This is a genomic window from Saccharothrix coeruleofusca (assembly GCF_014648515.1).
Lineage (GTDB): Bacteria > Actinomycetota > Actinomycetes > Mycobacteriales > Pseudonocardiaceae > Actinosynnema > Actinosynnema coeruleofuscum.
In genome coordinates this window covers 128861-150258 of sequence record NZ_BMRG01000006.1, presented here as the reverse complement: position 1 = coordinate 150258, position 21398 = coordinate 128861, and the positions used below count along the sequence as shown (strand labels likewise).

The 21398-nt window shown below is 74.0% G+C and carries 21 protein-coding genes and 1 riboswitch; of the genes, 11 read left to right on the top strand and 10 right to left on the bottom strand.

Annotated features, from left to right (window positions below; genetic code table 11):
• Nucleotides 1–98: 98 nt before the first annotated feature.
• A complete protein-coding gene (locus tag IEZ00_RS18100) occupies nucleotides 99–308 on the top strand; it encodes a hypothetical protein (protein WP_189224447.1) in 210 nt (69 codons plus the stop codon).
• A gap of 72 nt (nucleotides 309–380) precedes the next feature.
• Here IEZ00_RS18100 and IEZ00_RS18095 read toward each other — a convergent pair whose 3' ends face one another.
• Complete coding sequence (locus IEZ00_RS18095; RefSeq protein WP_189224446.1) at nucleotides 381–680, bottom strand: YciI family protein; 300 nt, start codon at nucleotides 678–680, stop codon at nucleotides 381–383.
• Nucleotides 681–871: 191 nt separating this feature from the next.
• Between IEZ00_RS18095 and trpS the strand changes: the two genes are divergently transcribed.
• The gene (gene trpS / locus IEZ00_RS18090; RefSeq protein ID WP_189224445.1) at nucleotides 872–1837 is read left to right on the top strand and encodes a tryptophan--tRNA ligase; all 966 of its coding nucleotides are present in this window, start codon (nucleotides 872–874) and stop codon (nucleotides 1835–1837) included.
• A 368-nt stretch (nucleotides 1838–2205) separates the two neighbouring features.
• On the opposite strand, the gene IEZ00_RS18085 is transcribed toward trpS, so the two are convergent.
• Genes IEZ00_RS18085 through IEZ00_RS18075 form a run of 3 tightly spaced genes read right to left on the bottom strand, consistent with a single transcriptional unit; the run spans nucleotide 2206 to nucleotide 5056 of the window.
• Nucleotides 2206–3021 (bottom strand): (deoxy)nucleoside triphosphate pyrophosphohydrolase, encoded by an 816-nt coding sequence (locus tag IEZ00_RS18085; RefSeq protein WP_189224444.1) that lies wholly within the window; start codon nucleotides 3019–3021, stop codon nucleotides 2206–2208.
• Nucleotides 3022–3071: 50 nt separating this feature from the next.
• Nucleotides 3072–4340: an ATP-binding protein gene (locus IEZ00_RS18080; protein WP_189224443.1), complete on the bottom strand. Its 1269-nt coding sequence runs from the start codon at nucleotides 4338–4340 to the stop codon at nucleotides 3072–3074.
• Nucleotides 4337–5056 (bottom strand): response regulator transcription factor, encoded by a 720-nt coding sequence (locus IEZ00_RS18075; RefSeq protein ID WP_189224442.1) that lies wholly within the window; start codon nucleotides 5054–5056, stop codon nucleotides 4337–4339. The genes IEZ00_RS18080 and IEZ00_RS18075 overlap by 4 nt, the downstream gene beginning before the upstream one ends.
• Before the next feature lie 143 nt (nucleotides 5057–5199).
• Between IEZ00_RS18075 and IEZ00_RS18070 the strand changes: the two genes are divergently transcribed.
• The 4 genes from IEZ00_RS18070 to IEZ00_RS18055 are packed head-to-tail and all read left to right on the top strand — an operon-like array spanning nucleotide 5200 to nucleotide 8694.
• Nucleotides 5200–6327 (top strand): LolA family protein, encoded by a 1128-nt coding sequence (locus tag IEZ00_RS18070; RefSeq protein WP_189224441.1) that lies wholly within the window; start codon nucleotides 5200–5202, stop codon nucleotides 6325–6327.
• The gene (locus IEZ00_RS18065) at nucleotides 6324–7340 is read left to right on the top strand and encodes an ABC transporter ATP-binding protein (protein ID WP_189224440.1); all 1017 of its coding nucleotides are present in this window, start codon (nucleotides 6324–6326) and stop codon (nucleotides 7338–7340) included. Before IEZ00_RS18070 ends, IEZ00_RS18065 begins: the two co-directional genes overlap by 4 nt.
• Nucleotides 7337–8176: an ABC transporter permease gene (locus IEZ00_RS18060; RefSeq protein WP_189224439.1), complete on the top strand. Its 840-nt coding sequence runs from the start codon at nucleotides 7337–7339 to the stop codon at nucleotides 8174–8176. The genes IEZ00_RS18065 and IEZ00_RS18060 overlap by 4 nt, the downstream gene beginning before the upstream one ends.
• A gap of 2 nt (nucleotides 8177–8178) precedes the next feature.
• Complete coding sequence (locus IEZ00_RS18055; protein ID WP_372448512.1) at nucleotides 8179–8694, top strand: GNAT family N-acetyltransferase; 516 nt, start codon at nucleotides 8179–8181, stop codon at nucleotides 8692–8694.
• 399 nt (nucleotides 8695–9093) lie between these two features.
• On the opposite strand, the gene IEZ00_RS18050 is transcribed toward IEZ00_RS18055, so the two are convergent.
• The 3 genes from IEZ00_RS18050 to IEZ00_RS18040 form a co-directional block, all read right to left on the bottom strand.
• Entirely contained in the window at nucleotides 9094–10062 is a 969-nt protein-coding gene (locus IEZ00_RS18050) for an ABC transporter ATP-binding protein (RefSeq protein WP_189224438.1), read from the bottom strand.
• Nucleotides 10062–11693 carry an ABC transporter permease gene (locus tag IEZ00_RS18045; RefSeq protein WP_373293155.1) on the bottom strand — a complete coding sequence of 544 codons (1632 nt, stop codon included), beginning with the start codon at nucleotides 11691–11693 and terminating at the stop codon, nucleotides 10062–10064. The genes IEZ00_RS18050 and IEZ00_RS18045 overlap by 1 nt, the downstream gene beginning before the upstream one ends.
• Nucleotides 11669–12706 carry a thiamine ABC transporter substrate-binding protein gene (locus IEZ00_RS18040; RefSeq protein ID WP_189224437.1) on the bottom strand — a complete coding sequence of 346 codons (1038 nt, stop codon included), beginning with the start codon at nucleotides 12704–12706 and terminating at the stop codon, nucleotides 11669–11671. Before IEZ00_RS18040 ends, IEZ00_RS18045 begins: the two co-directional genes overlap by 25 nt.
• Nucleotides 12694–12810: riboswitch (TPP riboswitch) on the bottom strand. It overlaps the preceding gene by 13 nt.
• Nucleotides 12811–12843: 33 nt before the next feature.
• On the opposite strand from IEZ00_RS18040, the gene IEZ00_RS18035 reads away from it, so the two are divergent.
• Nucleotides 12844–13137, top strand: coding sequence for a 4a-hydroxytetrahydrobiopterin dehydratase (locus IEZ00_RS18035; RefSeq protein WP_189224435.1), 294 nt, complete (start codon nucleotides 12844–12846; stop codon nucleotides 13135–13137).
• On the opposite strand, the gene IEZ00_RS18030 is transcribed toward IEZ00_RS18035, so the two are convergent.
• Nucleotides 13062–14306 carry a mannosyltransferase gene (locus tag IEZ00_RS18030; RefSeq protein ID WP_189224434.1) on the bottom strand — a complete coding sequence of 415 codons (1245 nt, stop codon included), beginning with the start codon at nucleotides 14304–14306 and terminating at the stop codon, nucleotides 13062–13064. The genes IEZ00_RS18035 and IEZ00_RS18030 overlap by 76 nt on opposite strands.
• A gap of 309 nt (nucleotides 14307–14615) precedes the next feature.
• Here IEZ00_RS18030 and IEZ00_RS18025 point away from each other — a divergent pair, with 309 nt between their 5' ends.
• The gene (locus IEZ00_RS18025; protein WP_189224433.1) at nucleotides 14616–15170 is read left to right on the top strand and encodes a Uma2 family endonuclease; all 555 of its coding nucleotides are present in this window, start codon (nucleotides 14616–14618) and stop codon (nucleotides 15168–15170) included.
• A 123-nt stretch (nucleotides 15171–15293) separates the two neighbouring features.
• Here the strand turns inward: IEZ00_RS18025 and ychF are convergent, their stop codons facing one another.
• Nucleotides 15294–16373, bottom strand: coding sequence for a redox-regulated ATPase YchF (gene ychF, locus IEZ00_RS18020; protein WP_189224432.1), 1080 nt, complete (start codon nucleotides 16371–16373; stop codon nucleotides 15294–15296).
• A gap of 79 nt (nucleotides 16374–16452) precedes the next feature.
• Here ychF and IEZ00_RS18015 point away from each other — a divergent pair, with 79 nt between their 5' ends.
• From IEZ00_RS18015 to IEZ00_RS18005, 3 genes are read left to right on the top strand one after another with little or no spacing between them, the layout of a single operon-like run.
• Nucleotides 16453–17715 carry an AlkA N-terminal domain-containing protein gene (locus IEZ00_RS18015; protein WP_189224431.1) on the top strand — a complete coding sequence of 421 codons (1263 nt, stop codon included), beginning with the start codon at nucleotides 16453–16455 and terminating at the stop codon, nucleotides 17713–17715.
• Nucleotides 17712–18209, top strand: a complete 498-nt coding sequence (locus IEZ00_RS18010) for a methylated-DNA--[protein]-cysteine S-methyltransferase (protein ID WP_189224430.1) — start codon at nucleotides 17712–17714, stop codon at nucleotides 18207–18209. The genes IEZ00_RS18015 and IEZ00_RS18010 overlap by 4 nt, the downstream gene beginning before the upstream one ends.
• Before the next feature lie 41 nt (nucleotides 18210–18250).
• Nucleotides 18251–20185 (top strand): ABC transporter ATP-binding protein, encoded by a 1935-nt coding sequence (locus IEZ00_RS18005; protein WP_189224429.1) that lies wholly within the window; start codon nucleotides 18251–18253, stop codon nucleotides 20183–20185.
• An 86-nt stretch (nucleotides 20186–20271) separates the two neighbouring features.
• Here the strand turns inward: IEZ00_RS18005 and IEZ00_RS36740 are convergent.
• A partial coding sequence (locus tag IEZ00_RS36740; RefSeq protein ID WP_268248753.1) for an SbcC/MukB-like Walker B domain-containing protein occupies nucleotides 20272–21398 on the bottom strand: 1127 nt, incomplete at its 5' end.

Sequence of the window (21398 nt, the reverse complement as noted above, 5' to 3'; positions counted from 1 at the left end):
CTGTCGAGCTTACCGGTCCCGGCGCATTACCACACGGGCGCGTCGGGTGAGGTCAGCCTCACCTAGTCTGGGGACAGCCGGAGGAGCGGGGTGCCGACGTGGGCAAGTCGAAGGTCAAGCGGAAGTGCTGCCGTTCCACGCCGCGCTGCGGGAAGTGCCCGGTGGTGGCTTTGATCGAAGCCAAGGAGAAGGCCCGGCGGAAAGCGGCGAAGGCCGAGAAGAGGGCCGAGGAGAAGTCCGGGAAGAAGGCGGAGAAGGTGGAGAGGGCGGAGAAGAAGGCCGGGAAGGCTGGGAAGAAGGCCGCTTGACAGCGCCCGCCCGGTGTTTCCGGAACCGGGTGGTGGCGGTTGCGGGTGGCTCGCGGATCAGGTGAGCACGGATCAGGTGAGCACGGCCTCGTTGACCCTCGCCAGCTCCGGCGCCGTGCGAGAGGCCAGGAACTCCACCACCTCGTGCCGGGCCAGGTGCTTGACCGCGAACGGATCGGTCGCCAGCAGGGCGTCCAGCCTCCGACGCGGCATCGGCCGGGCGATGATCACGCAGCCGTCGCAGGGCACCTGGCGGCCGGAGGCGAGGAAGTGGCCCTCCTCGTAGTGCCGGTTCAGCCAGCGCACGTGATCGGGCAGGTAGCAGTCGACTTGGTCCAGGGGTTTGGTGTACCGCACCAGCACTATGTACATGCAAGAAATGTAGACCTGCCGGGCGCGGCGAAACCGCGCTAGCATCACGGCTATGCGCGTTCTTTACACGTTCTGGTGGTCCGCCTCCCGGCGGCCCTAGTTCTGCGCGCACACCACCGCAGGCCGCCCGCCAGGGGCGGCCTTCGTGCTTTCGGGGGCGGGTCCGGGCGGGCGCACCCGAAGGGAAGACGATGACCAGGCTGTCCGCGATCACCCCGTCCGGCCACGTCCAGCTGGGCAACTACCTCGGCGCCATCCGGCGGTGGGCCGCCGAGGGCACCGACGACGACGTGTACTTCATCAGCGACCTGCACGCCATGACCAGCTCGCACAACCCGGCCCGGCTGCGCGCGCTGACCAGGGAGCAGCTCGCCGTGCTCATCGCCGCCGGGGTGCCGCCGCGCAGCGTGGGGGTGCAGTCCGACCTGGTGCGCGAGCTGGGCGCGCTGACCTGGGTGCTGGAGTGCACCTGCACCTACGGCGAAGCCGCCCGCATGATCCAGTTCCGGGAGAAGTCCGTCGGGCGGTCCTCGGTGCGGCTGAGCCTGCTCACCTACCCCGTGCTGATGGCCGCCGACATCCTGCTCCAGGGCGCGCACGAGGTGCCCGTCGGCGACGACCAGGCCCAGCACGTGGAGCTGGCCAGGGCGCTGGCCCGGCGGTTCAACGGCACCTACGGCGAGGTGTTCGCGGTGCCGCGCGCGGTCGTGCCGCCCACCGCGGCGCGGGTGCGCGACCTGGCCGACCCGACGCGGAAGATGGCCAAGAGCGCCCAGGACGCGGCCGGGACGGTGTTCGTGCTCGACCCTCCGGACCTGGTGCGGCGCAAGATCAAGCGCGCGGTCACCGACGACCTCGGCGTGGTGCGGTACGCCCCCGACGAGCAACCCGGCGTGGCGAACCTGCTGGAGATCCTGGCCGCGTGCGCAGGCAAGGAACCCGCCGAGCTGGCCCCGGCGTTCGACTCCTACGCCGAGTTGAAGGAGGCCACCGCCGAGGCGGTGGTCCAGGAGCTGGCGGGTGTGCGGGAGCGCACCACGGCGCTGCTGGACGACCCGGCCGAGCTGGACCGCGTCCGGGCGCACGGGGCCGAGCGGGCGCGTGAGCGATCCCGGCACCGCCTCGACGCCGCCCTCCGCCTCTCCGGCCTCGGCTGACCCCACCCCCGTGAGTCGAACGCTCAGGACCCCTGAGTTCTACGTTCGGGTGGGTCAAGGGCGTGCGCTCGCCGCGCGGCAGGTCGCCAAGGATGGCGGGTCGCGCCGCCCCGGTGCGTGGGCAAGTACTACCCGAGGGGCGTGTGAGGGCCGGTAACTACTACCCGAGGGGCGTGGAAGCGCGGCCCAAGGCGCGGAAGTGCGGGCCGGGGTGCGTGAACGCTCGGTTCGTGGTGTCTGGGCGCGCGACTCGCGGGAGTGACACGCCCGACATGCCCATGGTCGGGTGACACCGGGGGCTGGCGTGGGCGTCCTGAGCGTTGAACTCGGGGGTTCTGGGCGTTCGACTCGCGGGGACGCGGGGCGGGTCAGGGGGTGAGCAGGGTGCGCAGGGCGGGGAGCAGGACGCGGTCGGCGGGCAGCCAGTCGAGGGTGTCGACCTCGGCCGGGGGCACCCAGCGGACCGCGCGGTGCTCCTTGGCCTCCGGCTCGCCCCCGGCCAGCTCCGCGGCGTAGACCCGCAGCAGCAGGTCGGCGCGCAGCGGCACGTCCGGACCGAGCTGCTCGCCTGGCGTGACGGCCACGCCCAGCTCTTCGGCGCACTCCCGGACCACCGCCGCGCGGTCGTCCTCCCCCGGCTCCACGCGCCCGCCGGGCAGCTCCCACCGGCCCGCCGCGTCGGCCGGGTAGTCGCGCTGCTGGGCCAGCAGCAGGCCGTCGCGGACCACCGCCGCGCCCACCACGACGCGGGCGGTCAGCAGCTGCGCCGACCGGCGGGCCACCGCGTCGGCCCTGGCCCGCAGCACCTTCAACGCCAACCCGCGCCCCACCACGACGTCGGCCAGCCCGCCCAGCGGGCCGCCGGGGCTGGTCCAGGCGACCGAGTCGATCACCACGGTGCCGCCGCGGGTGGGCCGCAGGTCCGTGGCCAGCGCGAGCCGGGGCAGCGGGCCGTCGACCAGCTCGGCGGCCACGCCGGTGGTGTCCGCCCTGGTCACCACGAGCGTGACGGTCACCGGGCCCACCGAACCGGTCAGCTCCGCGCCCTCGTGCAACAGGGGGCCGCCCGCCAACCGGACGCCCAGGCCGCGCACCGAACCCGCCAGCAGGGCGGTGTCCAGCAGCGCGGCCGCCACGGTGCGCGGAGGGGCGTCTACCAGGGTGGTCGCTCGAAGATCGGGCACGGGCGGCAATCTAGCGGCGTGCCGCCCGGACGCCCGGTTCGCGGGTGGGGTCAGCGGTAGGAGGGCCAGCGGACCTCGAAGCGGGCGCCACCTTCGGGGGACTCGGTGACCCGGACGCTGCCCCTGCGCCCTCGGACCAGGTGGGCCACCAGCGCCAGCCCCAGGCCGAAGCCGCCGGTGGCCCGGCCCCGGTCCGACTCGACCCGGTAGAAGCGGTCGAACACCTTCTCCCGGTGCTCCTCCGGCACGCCCCGCCCGTCGTCGTCCACCACCAGCCGCACGTCGCGCGCCGCGGGCAGCACCGAGACCCGGATGAACGAGCGCGCGTGCCTGGCCGCGTTGCGCAGCAGGTTGTCCACCACCAGCTCGACCTCGGACTTGGTCGCGGACACCATGCACGCGCTCATCGGCGCGGCGACCTGCACGAGCAGGTCCGTGTCCCCCAGCCGGTCCACCGCCGCCTGCGCCTGCAGCGCCAGGTCCACCGGTTCGGCCCTGGGCAGCTCGCCGGTGTCCGCGCGCGCCAGCAGCAGCAGCGCGTCCACCAGCGCGGACAGCCGCTCGGACTCCTCCACCACCGATTCCAGCACCTCGATGGAGAAGTCCGGGTCGGGGTGGGCCACCGCCACCTCGGCCTGCGCGCGCACCGACGTGACCGGTGACCGCAGCTCGTGCGCGGCGTCCCCGGTGAACCGGCGCAGCCGCTCGGTGGCCTCGTCGCGCCGGGACAGCAGGCCGTTCAACGCCACCGCCAGCGCCTGCAGCTCGTCCCGCGCCTCGGGCACCGGCAGCCGCTCGCCCCTGGGCAGCGCCCCGGCGGCCAGGCGCAGCCGCTCCACCGGGCGCAGCGACGAGCGCACCGACAACCACGTGGCGATCCCGACCAGGCAGGCCACCAGCACGGCGGCCAGCAGCAACCACCGGGTGCCCAGCCGGTTCGCGTGCTGGTAGCCGACCAGGGTGTCGCCCACGACGTGCAGCCTCGGCGTGCCGTCGGCGGTGAACACCACCCGCCCGACCCAGCGGTGCGCGCTGCCGCCGTCCAGCCGCAGCACCCGCTGCCCGGCCTTGAGCTCGCGCACCTCCCCCGGCGTCAGGTCCAGCCGAGGACCGCCGTCGAGCGGGTTGCCCGCGGTGTCGAGCACCCGCTCCGCGCCGACCCGCTCCAGCTCCGCGTCCACCGCCCGCACCTGCACCGCGCCGATCAGCCGCGGCGCCAGCAGGGTGAACGCCAGCAGGCACAGCAGGGCCACGCCGGTGGCCACCACCGTGATCCGGAACCGCAGGGTGCGCCGCAGCCACCACCGGCGCGGGTTCACCGACGCCTGCCCGCCGCCCCCAGCACGACGTCCAGGTCCGGGGTGGACGCCAGGTAGCCGTGACCGCGCACGGTGCGCACCACCTCGCCCGCGCCCACCGCGTCCAGCTTCCGGCGCAGGTAGCCGACGTAGACCTCGACCGCGTTGCGGGTGGCGGCCTGCTCGTCGCCCCACACCGCGCGCAGCAGCTCGTCCTTGGTGACCACCGAGCCCGCCCGGCCCGCCAGCACGTCCAGCACCGCGTACTCGCGCGGCGACAGCGGCACCGGCTCGCCCGCCCAGCTGACCTCGCGCACCGCCCGGTCCACCACCAGCTCGCCCAGCTTGAGCCTGCGCCGGACCAGCTCCGCGGCGTTGCGCCGCAGCAGCGCCCGCACCTGCGCCACCAGCACCACGAACGAGAACGGCTTGACCAGGTAGCCGTCGGCGCCCAGGTCCAGCCCGTCGGCCTGGTCCACCTCGCCGTCCTTGGCCGAGACCATCAGCACCGGGGTGCGCACGCCCTCCGCGCGCATCCGCTGCAGCACCCGGTAGCCGGACAGGCCGGGCAGCATGATGTCCAGCAGGACCACGTCGAACGCGCCGGTCAGCGCCACCCGCAGCGCGCTGGGGCCGTCCGCCGCGGTGACCACCTCCATGCCCTCCGCCGACAGCCCGCGCTCCAGCGCGCGGCGCACCCCCACCTCGTCGTCGACAACCAGCACCCGTGGTCTCACCCGCACAGCATGACCGTTCGGGGGGACAATCGGCAGCGGTTCCTCAGCGCTCTCTCAGACTCTCAGCTCCATCTCAGGAGGCCGGGGGGAGGGTCTGAGTTGTCGACGGGCACGAGGTCGGTCGACGCTGTGGAGGAGGGAACATGAACCGGAGAAGGGTCACCGTGGGTGTCGCGGCGGCCGGCGTTGTCGCCGGTGCCGCGGGCCTCGGGGTGCTCGCGATGCCCGCCGGTGCGGGGCCCGCCCCCGACCTGCCCGCGGTCAGCGCGGAGTCGCTGGTCGAGTCGGTGGTCACCGCCAAGCCCGCCGCGTTCGGCGGCACCGTCGAGGTCGCCAACGACCTGGGCATCCCGGCGCTGCCGGGGATGCCGCAGCTGTCCGACGGCGACAGCAAGGTGCGGATGTGGACCGACGGCGAGGGCCGCTTCCGGATGCAGCTGCCCGCGGGCAGCGCCGAGCGCACCGTCGTCGACGACGGTGCGCAGGTGTGGTCGTGGAACTCGGAGGACCAGACCGTCACCAAGCTGCCGCACGACGCCGAGGACAGGCGGCGGGTGGACGAGGCGGGCAAGTCCAGCGACCCGGTCGCGCTGTCCCGCGAGGTGGTCTCGGCGCTGCAGGAGTTCAGCGAGATCACCGTGGACGGCACCGCGCGGGTCGCCAACCGGCCGGTGTACGAGCTGGTCCTGACGCCCAAGCCCGCCGAGCGCACGGTGCTGCGCGAGGTGCGCGTGGCGGTCGACGCGGAGCTGCGGATGCCGCTGCGGGTGGCCCTGCTGACCAACGGCACCGCCGCGCCCGCCGCGCAGATCGGGTTCTCCGAGCTGAACGTCGGGCCGCAGGACGCGGGCCTGTTCAGCTTCACCCCGCCCGCGGGCGCCGAGGTGAAGGAGGAGACCGCCGCCGAGCCGACCGAGCAGGACAAGGCCAAGGCCGAGGAGGCGCTGGGCCAGATCTCGCAGCAGGTCGTGGGCACCGGGTGGGACACCGTGCTGGTGGCCAAGGCCACGCCCGAGCTGTTGACCCAGTTCGAGCAGTCGGGTCAGCGGCCGCAGACCGACCGCGGGCCGCGGCGCGCCGAGGGCGACGTCCCGCAGGGCGACATCCAGGAGATGATCAAGCAGCTGGGCAAGCCGGTCAGCGGTGACTGGGGCTCCGGCACGCTGATCACCAGCCGGGTCGGCGGCGCGCTGATCGCCGACGACGGCCGGGTGGCCCTGGGCGCGGTGCCCGAGCAGGTGCTGGTCGAGGCGATCGGCCAGGTGAAGTGACCGCCTCGACCAGCGCGCGGGAGTCGGCGGCCACCGCCGCCGGCTCCACGCCCGTCCTCGCCGCCCGGACGCGGGGACTGCGCAAGGTGTACGGGAGAACGGTGGCGGTGGACCGGGTGGACCTGGACGTGCCCGAGGGCGCGGTCCTGGGGATGCTGGGCCCCAACGGGTCGGGCAAGACCACCACCATCCGGATGCTGCTCGGGCTGGTGCGGCCGACCGAGGGGGAGGTCGAGCTGCTGGGGGAGGCGCTGCCCGACGGCGCCGCCACGGCGCTCCCGCACGTCGGCGCGCTGGTCGAGGGTCCGGGTTTCCACCCGTTCCTGTCCGGTCGGGAGAACCTGCTGCGCGCGGCGGCGTTCGAGCCGCTGCTGGCGGGCGGGGCGATCAAGCGGGCCGTGGAGGACGCGCTGGAGCGGGTGGGCCTGGCCGGTGCCGCGCACCGGCGCTACCGCGGCTACTCGCTGGGCATGAAGCAGCGGCTGGGCCTGGCCGCGGCGCTGCTGGTGCCGCGCAAGCTGATCGTGCTGGACGAGCCGACCAACGGCCTGGACCCGGCGGGCACCCGCGAGGTGCGCAAGGTGATCGCCGACCTGCACGGGGCGGGCAGCACGGTGCTGGTGTCCTCGCACCTGCTCAGCGAGATCGAGGCGACCTGCACGCACGTGGCGGTGCTGCACCGCGGCACCGTGGTCGCGCAGGGCGAGCTGGCCGAGCTGCTGCGGGCCGACAACAGCGCGCTGCTGGTCAGCACGCCGCAGGTGGACGAGGCGCTCAACGCGCTGCGGGCGGGCCGGATCTCGGCGCGGCCCAACGACGACGGCGTGCGCGTGGAGCTGATCGGCACCGACGCCCCCGAGGTGCTGCGGACGCTGGTCGAGGCCGGTGTCCCGGTGCACGAGGCGCGACGGGCCCGCACCGGCCTGGAGGAGCTGTTCGCCAGGCTGACCGAGGCCGAGGACGCCGACCACCACCTGTCGGCCGTCGACACGATCGAGGAGGGGACGCGATGACCACCGCGACCACCACCGCAGTCCGCGCTCCCCTCGGCAGGCAGCTGCGCTCGGAGCTGCGCTGGATCATCCGCAGGCCGCGCACGTTCTTCGGCCTGCTGTCGCTGTGCCTGGTCCCGATCGTCGCCGGGGTCGGCATGTGGGTGGCGATGGACGGCGACGGCCCGCTGGGACCGGGGCTGGCGGCGATCATCGCGGGCAACGGCCTGGTGCTGCCGGTGTTCACGCTGTTCCTGTCGCTGCCGCTGCTGCTGCCCCTGATCGGGGCGATCTGGGCGGCGGACGGCATCGCGGGCGAGGCCCAGCACGGCACGCTGCGCGGACTGCTGCTGGCCCCGGTCGGGCGCGTCCGGCTGCTGGCCATCAAGGCGTTCGGCGTGGCCGCGATGACGCTGATCGCGACCGCCCTGATGGCGCTGGTCGGCGCGGTCACCGGCGCGATCCTGTTCGGCGGCCAGGGGATGCTGACCCTGTCGGGCACGACCCTGCCGTTCGTCGAAGCGGTGGGCCGCATCGCGCTGACCGTGCTGCTGGTGACCGTCCAGGTGTGGGGGGTGGCCGCGGTGGCGCTGGCGATCTCCACCACGACCGAGCACCCGCTGGTGGTCATGGCCACCACGCTGGGCGGGGTGATCCTGTTCAACGTGCTGGGCGTGTTCGAGGCGCTGGACTGGCTGCACCCGTACCTGATCACGTCGTCGTGGAACAGCCTGGCGGACGTCATGCGCGACCCGCTGCCCACCGACCAGCTGTGGCGCAGCACGGCGCTGGCGGGTTGCTACGTCCTGATCGGCCTGTCCCTGGCGGCGATGCGCATGGCCACCAAGGACAACTGACGTTGTTCCTGGAGACCGAGCGCCTGGTGCTGCGCGAGTTCGCGGAGTCCGACCTGGACGACGTGGTGGCCCTCCTCGGTGAACCGGCTGTCATGCGGTTCATCGAGGACGGCAGGCCGGTGGACCGGGACCGGGTGGTGCGGGAGGTGCTGCCCAAGCTGCTCGGCAGGCCCACCGGCTGGTGGGCCGCGCACGAGAAGGCGTCCGGCGCGTTCGTCGGCTGGTTCGAGCTGAGCCCGGCGGGCGACGGCGTCGCCGAGCTGGGCTACCGGCTGCGCCCGGACTGCTGGGGTCGCGGCTACGCCACCGAGGGCGCCCGCGCCCTGGTCCGCAAGGGCTTCCAGGAGCTGGGCGTGACACGGGTCGTGGCCACCACCATGACCGTCAACACCGGGTCGCGGCGCGTGCTGGAGAAGGTCGGCCTGAAGCACGTCCGCACGTTCCACGAGCAGTGGCCCGTGCCCATCGAGGGGTCCGAGCACGGCGACGTCGAGTACGCCCTGGACCGCCCCACGTGACCGACCACGCCCACTCCCCGCGTCACCCGATCATGGGCGTGTTGGGCGTGTCGCCCCCGCGAGTCGAACGCTCAGACACCCTGAACTCAACATTCGCGCACCCGACCCGCACTTTCGCGCCCTGCGCCGCGCTTCCGCCGCACCTCGGGTAGTACTTGCCGACGCACCACGGACCCACCCACGTCGGGTAGTAGGTACCGGCCTTCCCGCCCTCGTCGGGTAGTACTTGCCGACGCACCAAGGCTGCGCGCGCGAAGCGGGGGGCCCGCGAGCGCCGTCCTTGGCGACCTGCCGCGCGGCGAGCGCACCCTTCGATGGATAACCCAACCCGAACGACGAACTCAGGGCACCTGAGCGTTCGACTCGCGCTACCTGAGCGTTCGACTCGCGGGGGTGGGGTCAGCCGATGATGGCTACGCCGTCGGGGTCCACGGCCAGCCGCACCCGCTCCCCCGGCTCCCAGCGGCCGCCCACCGGCCCCACCGCCTCGTACCGCTCCCCGTCCAGCTCGACCAGCAGCCGCACGTGGTCCCGTCGGTGCACGCGCTCCACCACCACCCCCGCCAGCGGCCCGTCGCCCGTCACCCGCAGCGCCGTGGCCCGCAACCCGACCCGCGCTCGCACCCCCACCAGCGCGTGGGCCGCCTCCGGTGGCAGCACCTTGCCGCACCCCAGGAACCGCGCCACTTCCACGTCCACCGGCTCCCGCCACACCTGCGACGGCGGTCCGACCTGCCGAATCCGACCGGTCCTCATCACCGCGACCCGGTCGGCCAGCGTGAACGCCTCGTCGTGGTCGTGCGTGACGACCAGGGCGGTCGTGCCGGTCTCCCGCAGCAGCCGCGCCAGGTCCAGCGCGAGCTGCTCCCGCAGGGCCCGGTCCAGCGCCGACAGCGGTTCGTCCAGCAGCAGCAGCCTCGGCTCGGGTGCCAGTGCCCGCGCCAGCGCCACCCGCTGCTGCTCGCCGCCGGACAGCTCGGTGACGCGCCGCCGCTCGTACCCGGCCAGCCCCACCAGCTCCAGCAGCCGCGTCACCCGCTTGGCGCGCTCCTCGCGCTCGACCCGCAGCATCCGCAGCCCGAACGCCACGTTGCCCGCCACGTCGCGGTGCGGGAACAGCTGCCCGTCCTGGAACACCAGGCCGAACCCGCGCCGGTGCACGGGGGTGCCCGCCAGGTCCGCGCCGTCCCACGACACCGCTCCGGCGCTGGGCCGCTCCAGGCCCGCGACCGCGCGCAGCAGGGTCGACTTGCCGCACCCGGACGGCCCGAGCAGCGCCACCACCTCGCCGTCGCCGATGGTCAGGTCCACATCGGACACCGCGGTCACGTCGCCGTAGCGCACGCCCAGCCCGGTCATCTCCAGCATCAGAACTCCCCGCCGCTGGGCACCCGCAGCCGCTCCACCAGCAGCACGGCCACCGCCGTCACCACCATCAGCAGCGCGCACGCCGCGTAGGCCATCTGGCTGTTCAACTCCCCCGGCCGCGACATCAGCCGGGCGATCACCACCGGCAGCGTGGGCGCGTCCGGTCGGGCCAGGAAGCTGGTCGCGCCGAACTCGCCCAGCGCCACCACGAACCCGAACCCGGCCGCGGCCAGCAGCGACCGCGCGGCCAGCGGGAAGTCCACCTCCCGCCACACCCGCCACGGGCTCGCGCCCAGCGCGGCGGCGGCCTGCCGCAGCCGGGTGTCCACCGCGCGCAGCACCGGCAGCACGATCCGCACCACCAGCGGCGTCACCACCAGGGCCTGGGCCAGCGGCACCAGCACCGGTGAGGTGCGCAGGTCGCCCGGCAGCGCGTCCATGGTGATCAGGTAGCCGAAGCCGACGGTGACCGCGGACACCCCCAGCGGCAGCATCAGCGCGGTGTCCAGCGCCTCGGCGAACCACGAGCCCGTCCGCCGCAGGCCCACCAGGACCACCGCCGACAGCACGCCCACCGCCAGCGCCAGCAGCGTGGCGTCGGTGGCCACGCGCACCGAGTTCACCGCCGCGTCCAGCCCGGACACCGCGAGCGTGCCGCGCTCCCCGGTGCCCGCGAGCGCGCGGTAGCCCGCCAGGCTCCAGCCGTCCACTGCGGACACCGAGCGGATCAGCAGTCCCACCACGGGGGTCAGCAGCGCCAGCACCACCGCCCACGCCGCCGCCACGACGGCCCACTCGCCGCCCGACGGCCTGCGCGGCGGCTCCACCCGCAACCGCAGCCCGGACTCGCGCCTGCGCCGCGCCACCGCGCCCAGCAGCAGCGCGGCGAGCACGGCGGCGAACTGGAGCAGCGACAGCGCCGCCGCGCCGGACAGGTCGAACAGCTCGACCGTGCGCAGGTAGATCTCCGTCTCCAGGGTCCGGTGCCGGGCCCCGCCGAGCACCAGCACGACGCCGAAGCTGGTGGCGCAGAACAGGAACACCACCGACGCGGCGGAGCCGACGGCGGGCGCCAGCGCGGGCAGCACCACCGACGTGAACGCCCGCAGCCGCGACGCGCCCAGCGCCCGCGCCGCGTCCTCGGCCCGCCGGTCCACCCGCGCCCACAGCCCGCCGACCGTGCGCGCCACCACGGCGACGTTGAAGAACGCGTTGGCCAGCACGATCGGCAGCACGCCGCCGTCGGGCCACAGCGCCCGGAACGCCAGCCCCACCACGACCGTCGGCAGCACGAACGGCACCATCACCGCCGCCCGCACCACCGCGGCACCGGGCACCCGGCAGCGGGCCAGCAGGAACGCCACCGGCATCCCGGCCAGCAGCGCCAGCGCGGTGGCCGCGGCGGCCTGGCCGAGGGTGAACGCGACCAGGTCCCAGGTGGCCGGGTCGGCCAGCGCGGGCAGCACGCCGCCCTCGTCCAGGCCGAGCCCGACGATCGCCAGCACCGGCCAGGCGAAGAACACGCCCAGGAACGCCAGCGGCACCAGCGCCGCGAGCGACCAGCCGACGCGCGCCCTCCCGGTCAGCCCCGCACCAGCGCGCGCGGTCAGCCCTGCACCAGCGCGCGCCACTGCTGCACCCACTGCTCGCGGCCCGCGTCCACCCGCTCGGCGGGCAGGGTGCGCGACGTGCCGGGCAGCGGCGCGGCCTTGGCCCACGCCTCGGGCAGCGCCACGCCCTCGCGCGAGGGGTAGACGTACATCTGCTCGGGCACGTCGGCCTGGAACCGCTCGGAGAGCAGGAAGTCCAGCACCTTCCGGGCGTCCTCGGGGTGCTTGGTGCCGTTGAGCACGCCCGCGTACTCGACCTGGCGGTAGCAGGTGTCCAGCAGCGCCTTGGTGCGCGGCACGCCGTCCTCGCCGATCTCGGCCGAGGGCGAGGAGGCGTAGGAGACCACGATCGGCCGCGGCCCCTTGCCGCTGGAGCCGGAGAAGTCCTGGCCGTAGGCCTCCTCCCAGCCGCTGACCACCTTGACGCCGTTGGCCTTGAGCCCGCGCCAGTAGTCCTGCCAGCCGGACTCGCCGAACTCGGCGATGGTGCCCAGCAGGAACGCCAGTCCGGGCGAGGAGGTGGCCGGGTCCTCGACCACCAGCATGTCCTTGTACTTGGGGTCGAGCAGGTCCGCGTAGGTGCGCGGTTCGCCCACCGCCGCCAGCGCGGCCACGTCGATGTTCAGACACACGTCGCCGACGTCGACCGCGTGCAGCAGGTTCGCGCTGTCGATCCGGTAGCGCTGCGCGCCCTTGTCCGCCTCCGGGCTGGCGTAGTCGGCGAACACGCCGCCCTCGACCGCGCGCGAGGCGAACGTGGAGTCCACGCCGAAGGCCACGTCGCCGATCGGGTTGCCCTTGGTGAGCACCAGCTTGTTGGTCAGCTCACCGGCGTCACCGCCGGCCAGCGTCTTGATGGTGATGCCGGTCTCGTTCTTGAACGCCTCCAGCGTCTCCGGCTTGGCGGCGAAGGAGTCGTGGGTCACCAGCGTCACCACGCGCTCCCCGGCGGCGGGCTCGGGGCCGCCGCCGGTCACCGAGCAGGCGGTGAGCAGCGCCAGCGAGCAGGCAGCGGTCAGCAGTGGTCGGAGCATCATCTCTCCCTACACCGGCATTACCCGGATCAGGTGCGGACGGTCGAGGGCTGGCGTGCCCTCCTCTCAGCCCGGCGCGACACCGGACTCCCGTGGTGATCGGGCATTTTACGGCATCCGGTGGCACGATCAGGCCCATGGCCGAGCTGCTGACCGACGACCAGCTCAACGCGGAGCTGGCGAAACTGCCGGAGTGGAGCGCCCAGGACGCCGCGCTGGTGCGCACCGTGGAGCTGGCGAGCTTCACCCAGGCGATCCAGGTGGTGAACCGGGTGGCCGAGATCGCGGAGAACGACGACCACCACCCGGACATCGACATCCGCTGGCGGACGCTGACGTTCCGGTGCAGCACCCACTACCTGGGCGGCATCACCGCGCTGGACGTCTCCCTGGCGGAGGAGATCGACGGCGTGCTCGACGCGCTGTCCTGACGCCCGCCCTGACGCCCTCTCAGCGCCACCGCGATGGCCACCAGCGTCAGCACGCCCGCGGCGGGGTAGACCCAGCCCAGCGCCGAGTAGTACCAGGGCCTGGGGATGGTCCAGATCGACGGCTGCACCCTGAGCAGGAACGAGATCAGGAAGCTGCCGATCGCCACCACCCAGACCCACGCGGCCACCGCGCACAGCCGGTGGCCGCCCCGGTACACCAGCCACATCAGCGCGGGCACCACCCACACCCAGTGGTGGCTCCAGGAGATCGGCGACACCAGCAGTCCCAGGAACTGCACGGCCACCACACCGGCGAGGGTGTCGCGCGCCCGCACGGCCGCGCGCAGCGCCCACAGCGCCAGCGCCGCCGCGACGGCCACGCCGAGCAGGAACAGCGGCCCGCTGCCCACGTCGTGGCCGACCGTGCGCGACAGCGCGCCGCGCAGCGACTGGTTGATCGCCGAGCCGACCGGCCCCACCCGTTCCGCGTCGCCCAGCAGTTGGAACCAGAACTGGTGCGACTGCGCGGCCGACACCAGGTAGCCCAGGCCGACGGTGACGCCGAACGCGACGAACGACCACACCGCCGCCGCCCACCGGCGGGTGGCCAGGAAGTACAGCCCCGAGATCGCCGGGGTCAGCTTCACCCCCGCCGCGACGCCGACGCCCGCGCCCGCCACCCACGACCGGGCGCTGACCACCGTGCCGATCAGCAGCGCGGCCAGCACGAGGTTGACCTGCCCGTAGTTCAGCGTGGTGCGCACCGGCTCGACCCAGACCAGCAGCCCGGTCCACAGCAGCACCCGGCGCGGCTCGGCCGAGCCGACCAGCCGCAGCGCGGCGCGGACCAGGAACCACAGGCAGGCCAGGCACAGCAGCTGCCAGAACCAGCGCGCCACGCCCCACGGCACCCAGGACAGCGGCACGAACACCAGCGCGGAGAACGGCGGGTAGGTGAACGGCAGCGCGAACTGGTCGGAGAACTCCTTGAGCCGCCACTGGTACAGCTGACCGGTGAACAGCTCGGGCGAGGCGTTGCGGTAGACCATCAGGTCGATCATGGTCATCTTCGCCTGGAGCGCGACCATCGCCAGGTGACCCAGCAGCGAGAGCCCGAAGATCCACGGCGCGAAGGCCAGCGCGCGGGCTTCCAGGGCACGCAGGTTCACAGCACTGCCTCCACGATGGTGTGAATTACGCGACTACCGGGGCACGAATCCGGGTACTCGTACGTCAAGAGGAGTGGGAGATCAACCGCAGCAAGGGGATATGCATGACCGCCGACATCGTCGTGTTCACCGTCGCCGCCTTCGGGATGCTGGCGACCGCCGGGGGCGTCTTCGCGCTCGCCCGGCACAGCCGCAACGAGGTCCGCTGACGCCGGGTGGGGCCTCCTCGACCGAGGAGGCCCCACGTCCCGGTGTACCGCCCCCAGGCGGCGACATGTCGACATCGCGACAGCACAGTAGCTTGACCTGATGCCACCTCCGCGCCCGGAAGGCCGGTTCGCGGACGATTCCGACCACTTCTCCGGAACACCGCGCCACGTCGAAGTGATCGACGGTGCCCCTTTCTCCCTGCGGCCCCAGCGGTCGTGGCACGGCCGGTTCATCACCGGACTCACGGTCGCGCTCATGGACCAGGCCCCGGACGGTTTCGAGGTGGAGCGCGAGATGACGATCCGACTCGACGCCCGCAACCGCCCGGAACCGGACCTGCTGGTGTCCACCGCGCGATACGACCCGAACCGAACGTGGTTCGAGCCCGCGGACGTCGCGCTGGTCGTCGAGGTGGTCTCACCGGAATCCGCCCACCGCGACTTCAACGTCAAGCTGCGCAAGTACGCCGAGGCAGGCATCCGGCACTACTGGTGCGTCGAGGACGAGGACACCACGCCCGTCGTGCACGTCTACGAGCTGGACACGCCCACGAAGGCATACGCGCCGGCGGGGATCTTCCGGCACTCGCTCCAGCGTTCAGTGCCGTTCGACATCAACCTGGACCTGGGCGCACTCGCCACCGGCCGCCGGTAGGGAGGTGGGCGCCACGCGCCCACCCCGCCTGCAAGTACTACCCGACGCGACCGTGAGGGCGCACAACTACTACCCGGCAACCCGGACGCTCGGTTCGCCCTACCCGGATGCGCGACTCGCGGGTCAGACGTTGAAGCGGAACTCGACCACGTCGCCGTCGGCCATGACGTAGTCCTTGCCCTCCATGCGGACCTTGCCCGCCGCCTTCGCCGCCGCCATGGAGCCCGCCTCGACCAGGTCGTCGAACGAGACCACCTCGGCCTTGATGAACCCGCGCTCGAAGTCGGTGTGGATCACGCCCGCCGCCTGCGGCGCGGTGGCGCCCTGCGGGATGGTCCAGGCCCGCGCCTCCTTGGGCCCGGCGGTCAGGTAGGTCTGCAGGCCGAGCGTGTGGAACCCCGCGCGGGCCAGCGCGTGCAGCCCCGGCTCCGGCTGGCCGATGGACTCCAGCAGCTCGCGCGCCGACTCCTCGTCCAGCTCCAGCAGCTCGGACTCGACCTTGGCGTCGAGGAACACCGCGTCGGCCGGGGCGACCATCTCGCGCAGCTCCTTACGCTTGGCCTCGTCGGTGAGCACGGCCTCGTCGGCGTTGAAGACGTAGAGGAACGGCTTGGTGGTGAGCAGGCTCAGCTCGCGCAGCAGCGAGGTGTCCACTTCGGACTGCGCGGCGAACAGGGTGCGCCCGCCGTCGAGGACCTCCTTGGCGCGCTGCGCCGCCTCCAGCGCGGGCCGCCGGTCCTTCTGGGTGCGGGCTTCCTTCTCCAGCCTCGGGACGGCCTTCTCCAGCGTCTGCAGGTCGGCCAGGATCAGCTCGGTGTTGATCGTCTCGATGTCGCTGGCCGGGTCGACGCGGCCGTCGACGTGCACCACGTCCTCGTCGTCGAAGACCCGGATGACCTGGCAGATGGCGTTGGCCTCGCGGATGTTGGCGAGGAACTTGTTGCCCAGGCCCGCGCCCTCGGACGCGCCCTTGACGATGCCCGCGATGTCGACGAAGGACACCACGGCGGGCACCTCGCGCTCGGAGCCGAAGATCTCGGCCAGCTTGCCGAGTCGCGCGTCCGGCAACGGCACCACGCCGACGTTGGGCTCGATGGTCGCGAACGGGTAGTTCGCCGCGAGCACGTCGTTGCGCGTGAGGGCGTTGAACAGGGTGGACTTGCCGACGTTGGGCAGGCCGACGATACCGAGGGTCAGGCTCACGGACCAGCAGTCTACGCGCTGCGCCCCCGTGTCCGATTTCCGCGAGACCTCGGACGTCCCCGCTGGCAGAGTGGTGTGCGTGCTGCTCGACACCGAACGCGCCTACCGGGCGGTCGCGGCCCGCGACGCCCGGTTCGACGGGTGCTTCATCCTCGCCGTCCGCACCACCCGGATCTACTGCCGTCCGTCCTGCCCGGCGGTGACGCCCAAGCGGCGCAACGCCGAGTTCTACCCCACCGCCGCCGCCGCGCAGGCCGCGGGCTACCGGGCGTGCCGCCGCTGCCTGCCCGACGCGGTGCCCGGCTCGCCGGAGTGGAACCTGCGGGCCGACCTGGCCGCGCGGGCCGTGCGGCTGATCTCCGACGGCGTGGTGGAGCGCGAGGGGGTGCCGGGCCTGGCCCGGCGGCTGGGCTACTCGGAGCGGCACCTGTCGCGGGTGCTCACCGCCGAGGTCGGCGCGGGGCCGCTGGCGCTGGCCAGGGCGCACCGGGCGCACTCGGCGCGGCTGCTGATCGAGACCACCGACCTGCCGTTCGCCGACGTGGCCTTCGCCGCCGGGTTCGCCAGCGTGCGGCAGTTCAACGACACCATCCGCGCGGTGTTCGCCTGCACGCCCTCGCGGATGCGCGCGGCCCGGTCGGCGGTGGGCACGACCGGCCGGATCACGCTGCGGCTGCCCTACCGGCCGCCGTTCGACGCCGAGGGGCTGCTGGCGTTCTTCCGCGCCGAGGCCATCCCCGGTGTGGAGGACGTCTCCGACGGCACCTACGCCCGCTCGCTGCGGCTGCCGCACGGCCCGGCCACGGTGCGCCTGACCCCCGCCGACGGGCACGTGTCGTGCTCGCTGCGGCTGGCCGACCTGCGCGACCTGGGCACGGCGGTGAGCCGGGTGCGGCGGCTGCTCGACCTGGACGCCGACCCGCAGGCGGTGGACGCCTTCCTGGGCCGCGACCCGGTGCTGCGCCCGCTGGTGCTGGCCCGGCCCGGCGTGCGGGTGCCGGGCAGCGTGGACGGCGCGGAGACGCTGCTGCGCGCACTGGGCCACGTCTCCCCCGGTGAGCCGCTGGAGGTCCCGGACGGGCCGATCACCCACCTGTACCCCGCGCCGTCGGCGATCGACTCGCCGGTGGCCCGCGCGCTGGCCGAGGGCAGGCTGGTGGTCGACGTCGGCCGCGACGCCGACGACCTGCGCGCCGAGCTGTCGGCGTTCCCCGGCATCGGGCCGGAGGTCGCCGACCACGTCGTGATGCGCGTGCTGGGCGCACCCGACGTACCGCTCACCCCCGACCACTGGCGGCCGTGGCGCTCCTACGCCGCCATGCACCTGAGGAGGACCGCGTGACCGCGTTCACGTCGACCGTCGAGACCCCGATCGGCCCGTTCACCGCGGTGGTGGCCGCCGACGGCGCGGTGCTGGCCAGCGGCTGGACCGCCGAGCTGGACGACCTGCTGCCGCAGGTCTCGCCGTCGCTGCGGCCGGACGCCGTCGCCCCGCGCCGCGACCTGGGCGCGGTGACCAGGGCGGTGCGCGCCTACCACGCGGGCGAGCTGGCCGCGATCGACGACGTGCCGGTGCGGCAGCGGTCCGGGGCGTTCCTGGAGCGGGCGTGGGAGGTGCTGCGCTCGGTGCCCGCGGGCAAGCCGGTCAGCTACACCGAGTACGCCCTGCTGGCGGGCCGCCCGGCGGCGGTGCGGGCGGCGGCGACGGCGTGCGCGCGCAACGCCGCGACGCTGTTCGTGCCGTGCCACCGGGTGGTGCGCACGGGGGGCGCGGTCGGCGGGTTCCGCTGGGGCCCGGACGTGAAGCGGTGGCTGCTCGACCACGAGCAGCGCTGAACCCGGTGGCGCGTCGCCGGTCCGAGCGGTTACCTGGACCGGTGACGGGGGTGCTGATCGGGGTCGAGAACGTCGCCACGCCGGAGTGGGCCAAGCGCAGCCGCAAGGCGGTGCGGGTCAGCCTGGGCACGGCGGTGCGCAGCCTGCCCAGGGCGATCCGGCTGGTGGGCGCGCTGGCCTGGCGCACGTCGCCGAAGCTGACCGCGCTGGCGGTCGCGGTGCACGTGCTGTCGGGGTGCGTCACCGCGTTCGGGCTGCTGGCCACCGCGGACGTGTTCGCCGCGCTGCTGCGCGAGGGGCCGACGCCGCAGCGGCTGGCGCAGTCGCTGCCCGCGCTGGCCGTGGTGGTCGGGTCCTACGCGCTGCGCGCGGCGCTGGACGCGGCGGTGGCGGCGGTGGAGAGCTCGTTGCAGCCGCGCGTCACGCGCGCGGCCAACGACGAGGTGACCGCCGCGCTGGTGCGGGTGGAGCTGCTGGCGTTCGAGGACGCGGACTTCCGGGAGCTGGCCAGGCAGGGCGGCAGGCAGGGGGTGCGCAGCCTGGAGACCAGCCTGCGCCAGCTGACCGCGCTGCTGTCGTCCACGATCACGCTGCTGGCCGCGGTGGTGACGGTGGCGCTGCTCAACCCGTGGCTGGCGCCCGCGCTGCTGCTGGCCGCGACGGCCAACGCGTGGGCGGCCGGGCGGATGTCGCGGCTGCGCTACGAGCACTTCCTGGACTCGGTCACCCGCACCATGCGGCAGCGCGTGGTGGAGGAGGTGGCCACCTTCCGCGAGTTCTCGCTGGAGCGGCACGCGCTGACGCTGCAGGAGCGGCTGCTGGCCGAGCACCGCCGGATCGCGGAGAGCCTGATGGCCGACCAGATCCGGATGGCCCACCGCACCAACGGCGTCCGGCTGCTGGGGCGGGCGCTGGCCGGGGTGGGCACCGGCGCGGCGTACGCGGTGCTGGGTCTGCTGCTGTACGCGGGGGCGCTGGACCTGGCGCTGGCGGGCACCGCGGTGCTGGCGATGCGGACCGGGTTCTCCGCGCTGTCGGCCACCACCGGCTCGGTGAACTCGCTGTACGAGGACTCGTTCTACATCGACTTCTACCTCAAGCTGATCGACGAGGGCGCCGCGCGGCGGCAGCGGTCCACCGGGGTCCAGGCCCCGCACGACCCCGAACGGATCACCCTGACGGGGGTGTCGTTCACCTATCCGGGCAAGGAGGAGCCCGCGCTGCGGGACGTGGACCTGACCGTCGAGCGCGGCGAGGTGATCGCGCTGGTGGGTGAGAACGGGTCGGGCAAGACGACCCTGGGCAAGGTGCTCACCGGCCTGTTCCCGGCGACCTCGGGCACGGTGCGGTGGGACGGCGTCGACCTGGCCGAGGCCGACCTGCGCTCGGTGCACTCGTCGGTGGCGGTGATCGCGCAGGAGCCCGCGCGGTGGCCGATGACCGCCCGGACCAACGTGACCGTGGGGCGGCTGGACCGGGAGGACCCGGACGGGGCGGCGTGGCGGGAGGCGGTGACCGGGTCGGGCGCGGACGAGGTGATCGCGTCGCTGCCCGCCGGGCCGGACACCGTGCTGTCGCGGCAGTTCAACGACGGGCAGGACCTGTCGGGGGGCCAGTGGCAGCGGATGGGCATCGCCAGGGGCACCTACCGCGACGCGGCGGTGCTGGTGGCCGACGAGCCGACCGCGGCGCTGGACGCCAAGGCCGAGGCGCGGGTGTTCGAGGGCCTGCGCCGGGCGACCGCCCGGCGCACCACGGTCCTGGTGACCCACCGCCTGGCCAACATCCGCAACGCCGACCGGATCGTGGTGCTGGACCGGGGCCGGATCGTCGAGCAGGGCACCCACGAGGAGCTGATGGCCGCCCGCGGCCACTACCACGAGCTGTTCGAGCTCCAGGCCTCCGCCTACCGCGGCGACCTGCTCCCCCCGTCCGCGTCGGCAAGTACTACCCGACCCACCGAAACCGGCCGTTGACTACTACCCGGCCCGTGCTCCTCACAGGCGCGGGTAGTAGTTACGCGCTCGGCGAGGGGGCACGGGTAGTACTTGCCGACGCGGGGTCAGCCGGTCACGAGTTGCAGCGTCGAGCCGGTGCGGGCCTTGCGGACCCTCAGCCGGGTCGGGATGCGCTGCCGCAGCTCCTCCACGTGCGAGACCAGCCCGACCACCCGACCGCCCTCGCGCAGCTCGTCCAGCGTGGTCATGACCAGGTCGAGGGTGTCCGCGTCCAGCGTGCCGAAGCCCTCGTCGATGAACAGCGTGTCCAGCACCGCCCCGGCGCCCACCACGTCCGCCAGGCCCAGCGCCAGCGCCAGCGAGGCCAGGAACGACTCCCCGCCGGACAGCGTCTTCGCGGGCCGCCGCTGACCGGAGTAGTCATCGAGCACGTCCAGCCCGAGCCCGCCGCGCGTCCCGCGCGGCCCGGCCTCGGTCGAGTGCACGAACCGGTAGCGGCCCTGGCTCATCCGCTCCAGCCGCGCGCTGGCCGCCACCGCGACCTCCTCCAGCCGCGCGGCCAGCACGTAGGTGCGCAGGGTCATGCTGCGGGTGTTCTGCCCCATGCCGTTGATCACGTCGGTCAGCGCGTGCAGCTCGGCGTACTCGGCCTCGACCGGCTCCAGCTCCGCCCACGCCGCGCGCAGCTTCCCGGCCAGCGCGCCGGTCCGCGCGGCCCGCTCGCGGGCCGCCGCCAGCTCGGCCGAAGCGCGCCTGGCCGCCTGGTCGGCCTCCCGGAACCGCTGCTCGGCCCCCTCGACGTCGACCTCCTCGGCCGGGTCGACCTCGGCCAGCTCCGGTTCGGCGAGCACCGCCTCGGCGGCGGCCCGGACGTCGTCGACCCGCCGCACCCGCTGCTCCAGCTCGGCCACGGCGGCCTCCTCGCGGGCCGCCGCCACCGCTTCGGCGACGTCGGCGAACCCGGCCTCGGCGGCCAGCCGCGACGCCTCGACGCGCTGCTCGGCCAGCCGCTCCGCGCAGTCGGCGACCGCGTCGCGGCGCTGGGCCAGCGCGGCCAGCGCGTCGGCCAGGTCGAGCAGGTGCGCCCGCCGCGCCACCACGTCCGCGAACTCCCCGCGCGCCGCCGCCAGCCGCTCGGCCCGCTCGCGCACCACCTCGGCCAGCTCGGCGCGCCGCGCGGCCAGGTCCGCGACCTGCTGGTCCAGCTCGGCGCGCCGCGCGGCCACCCGCT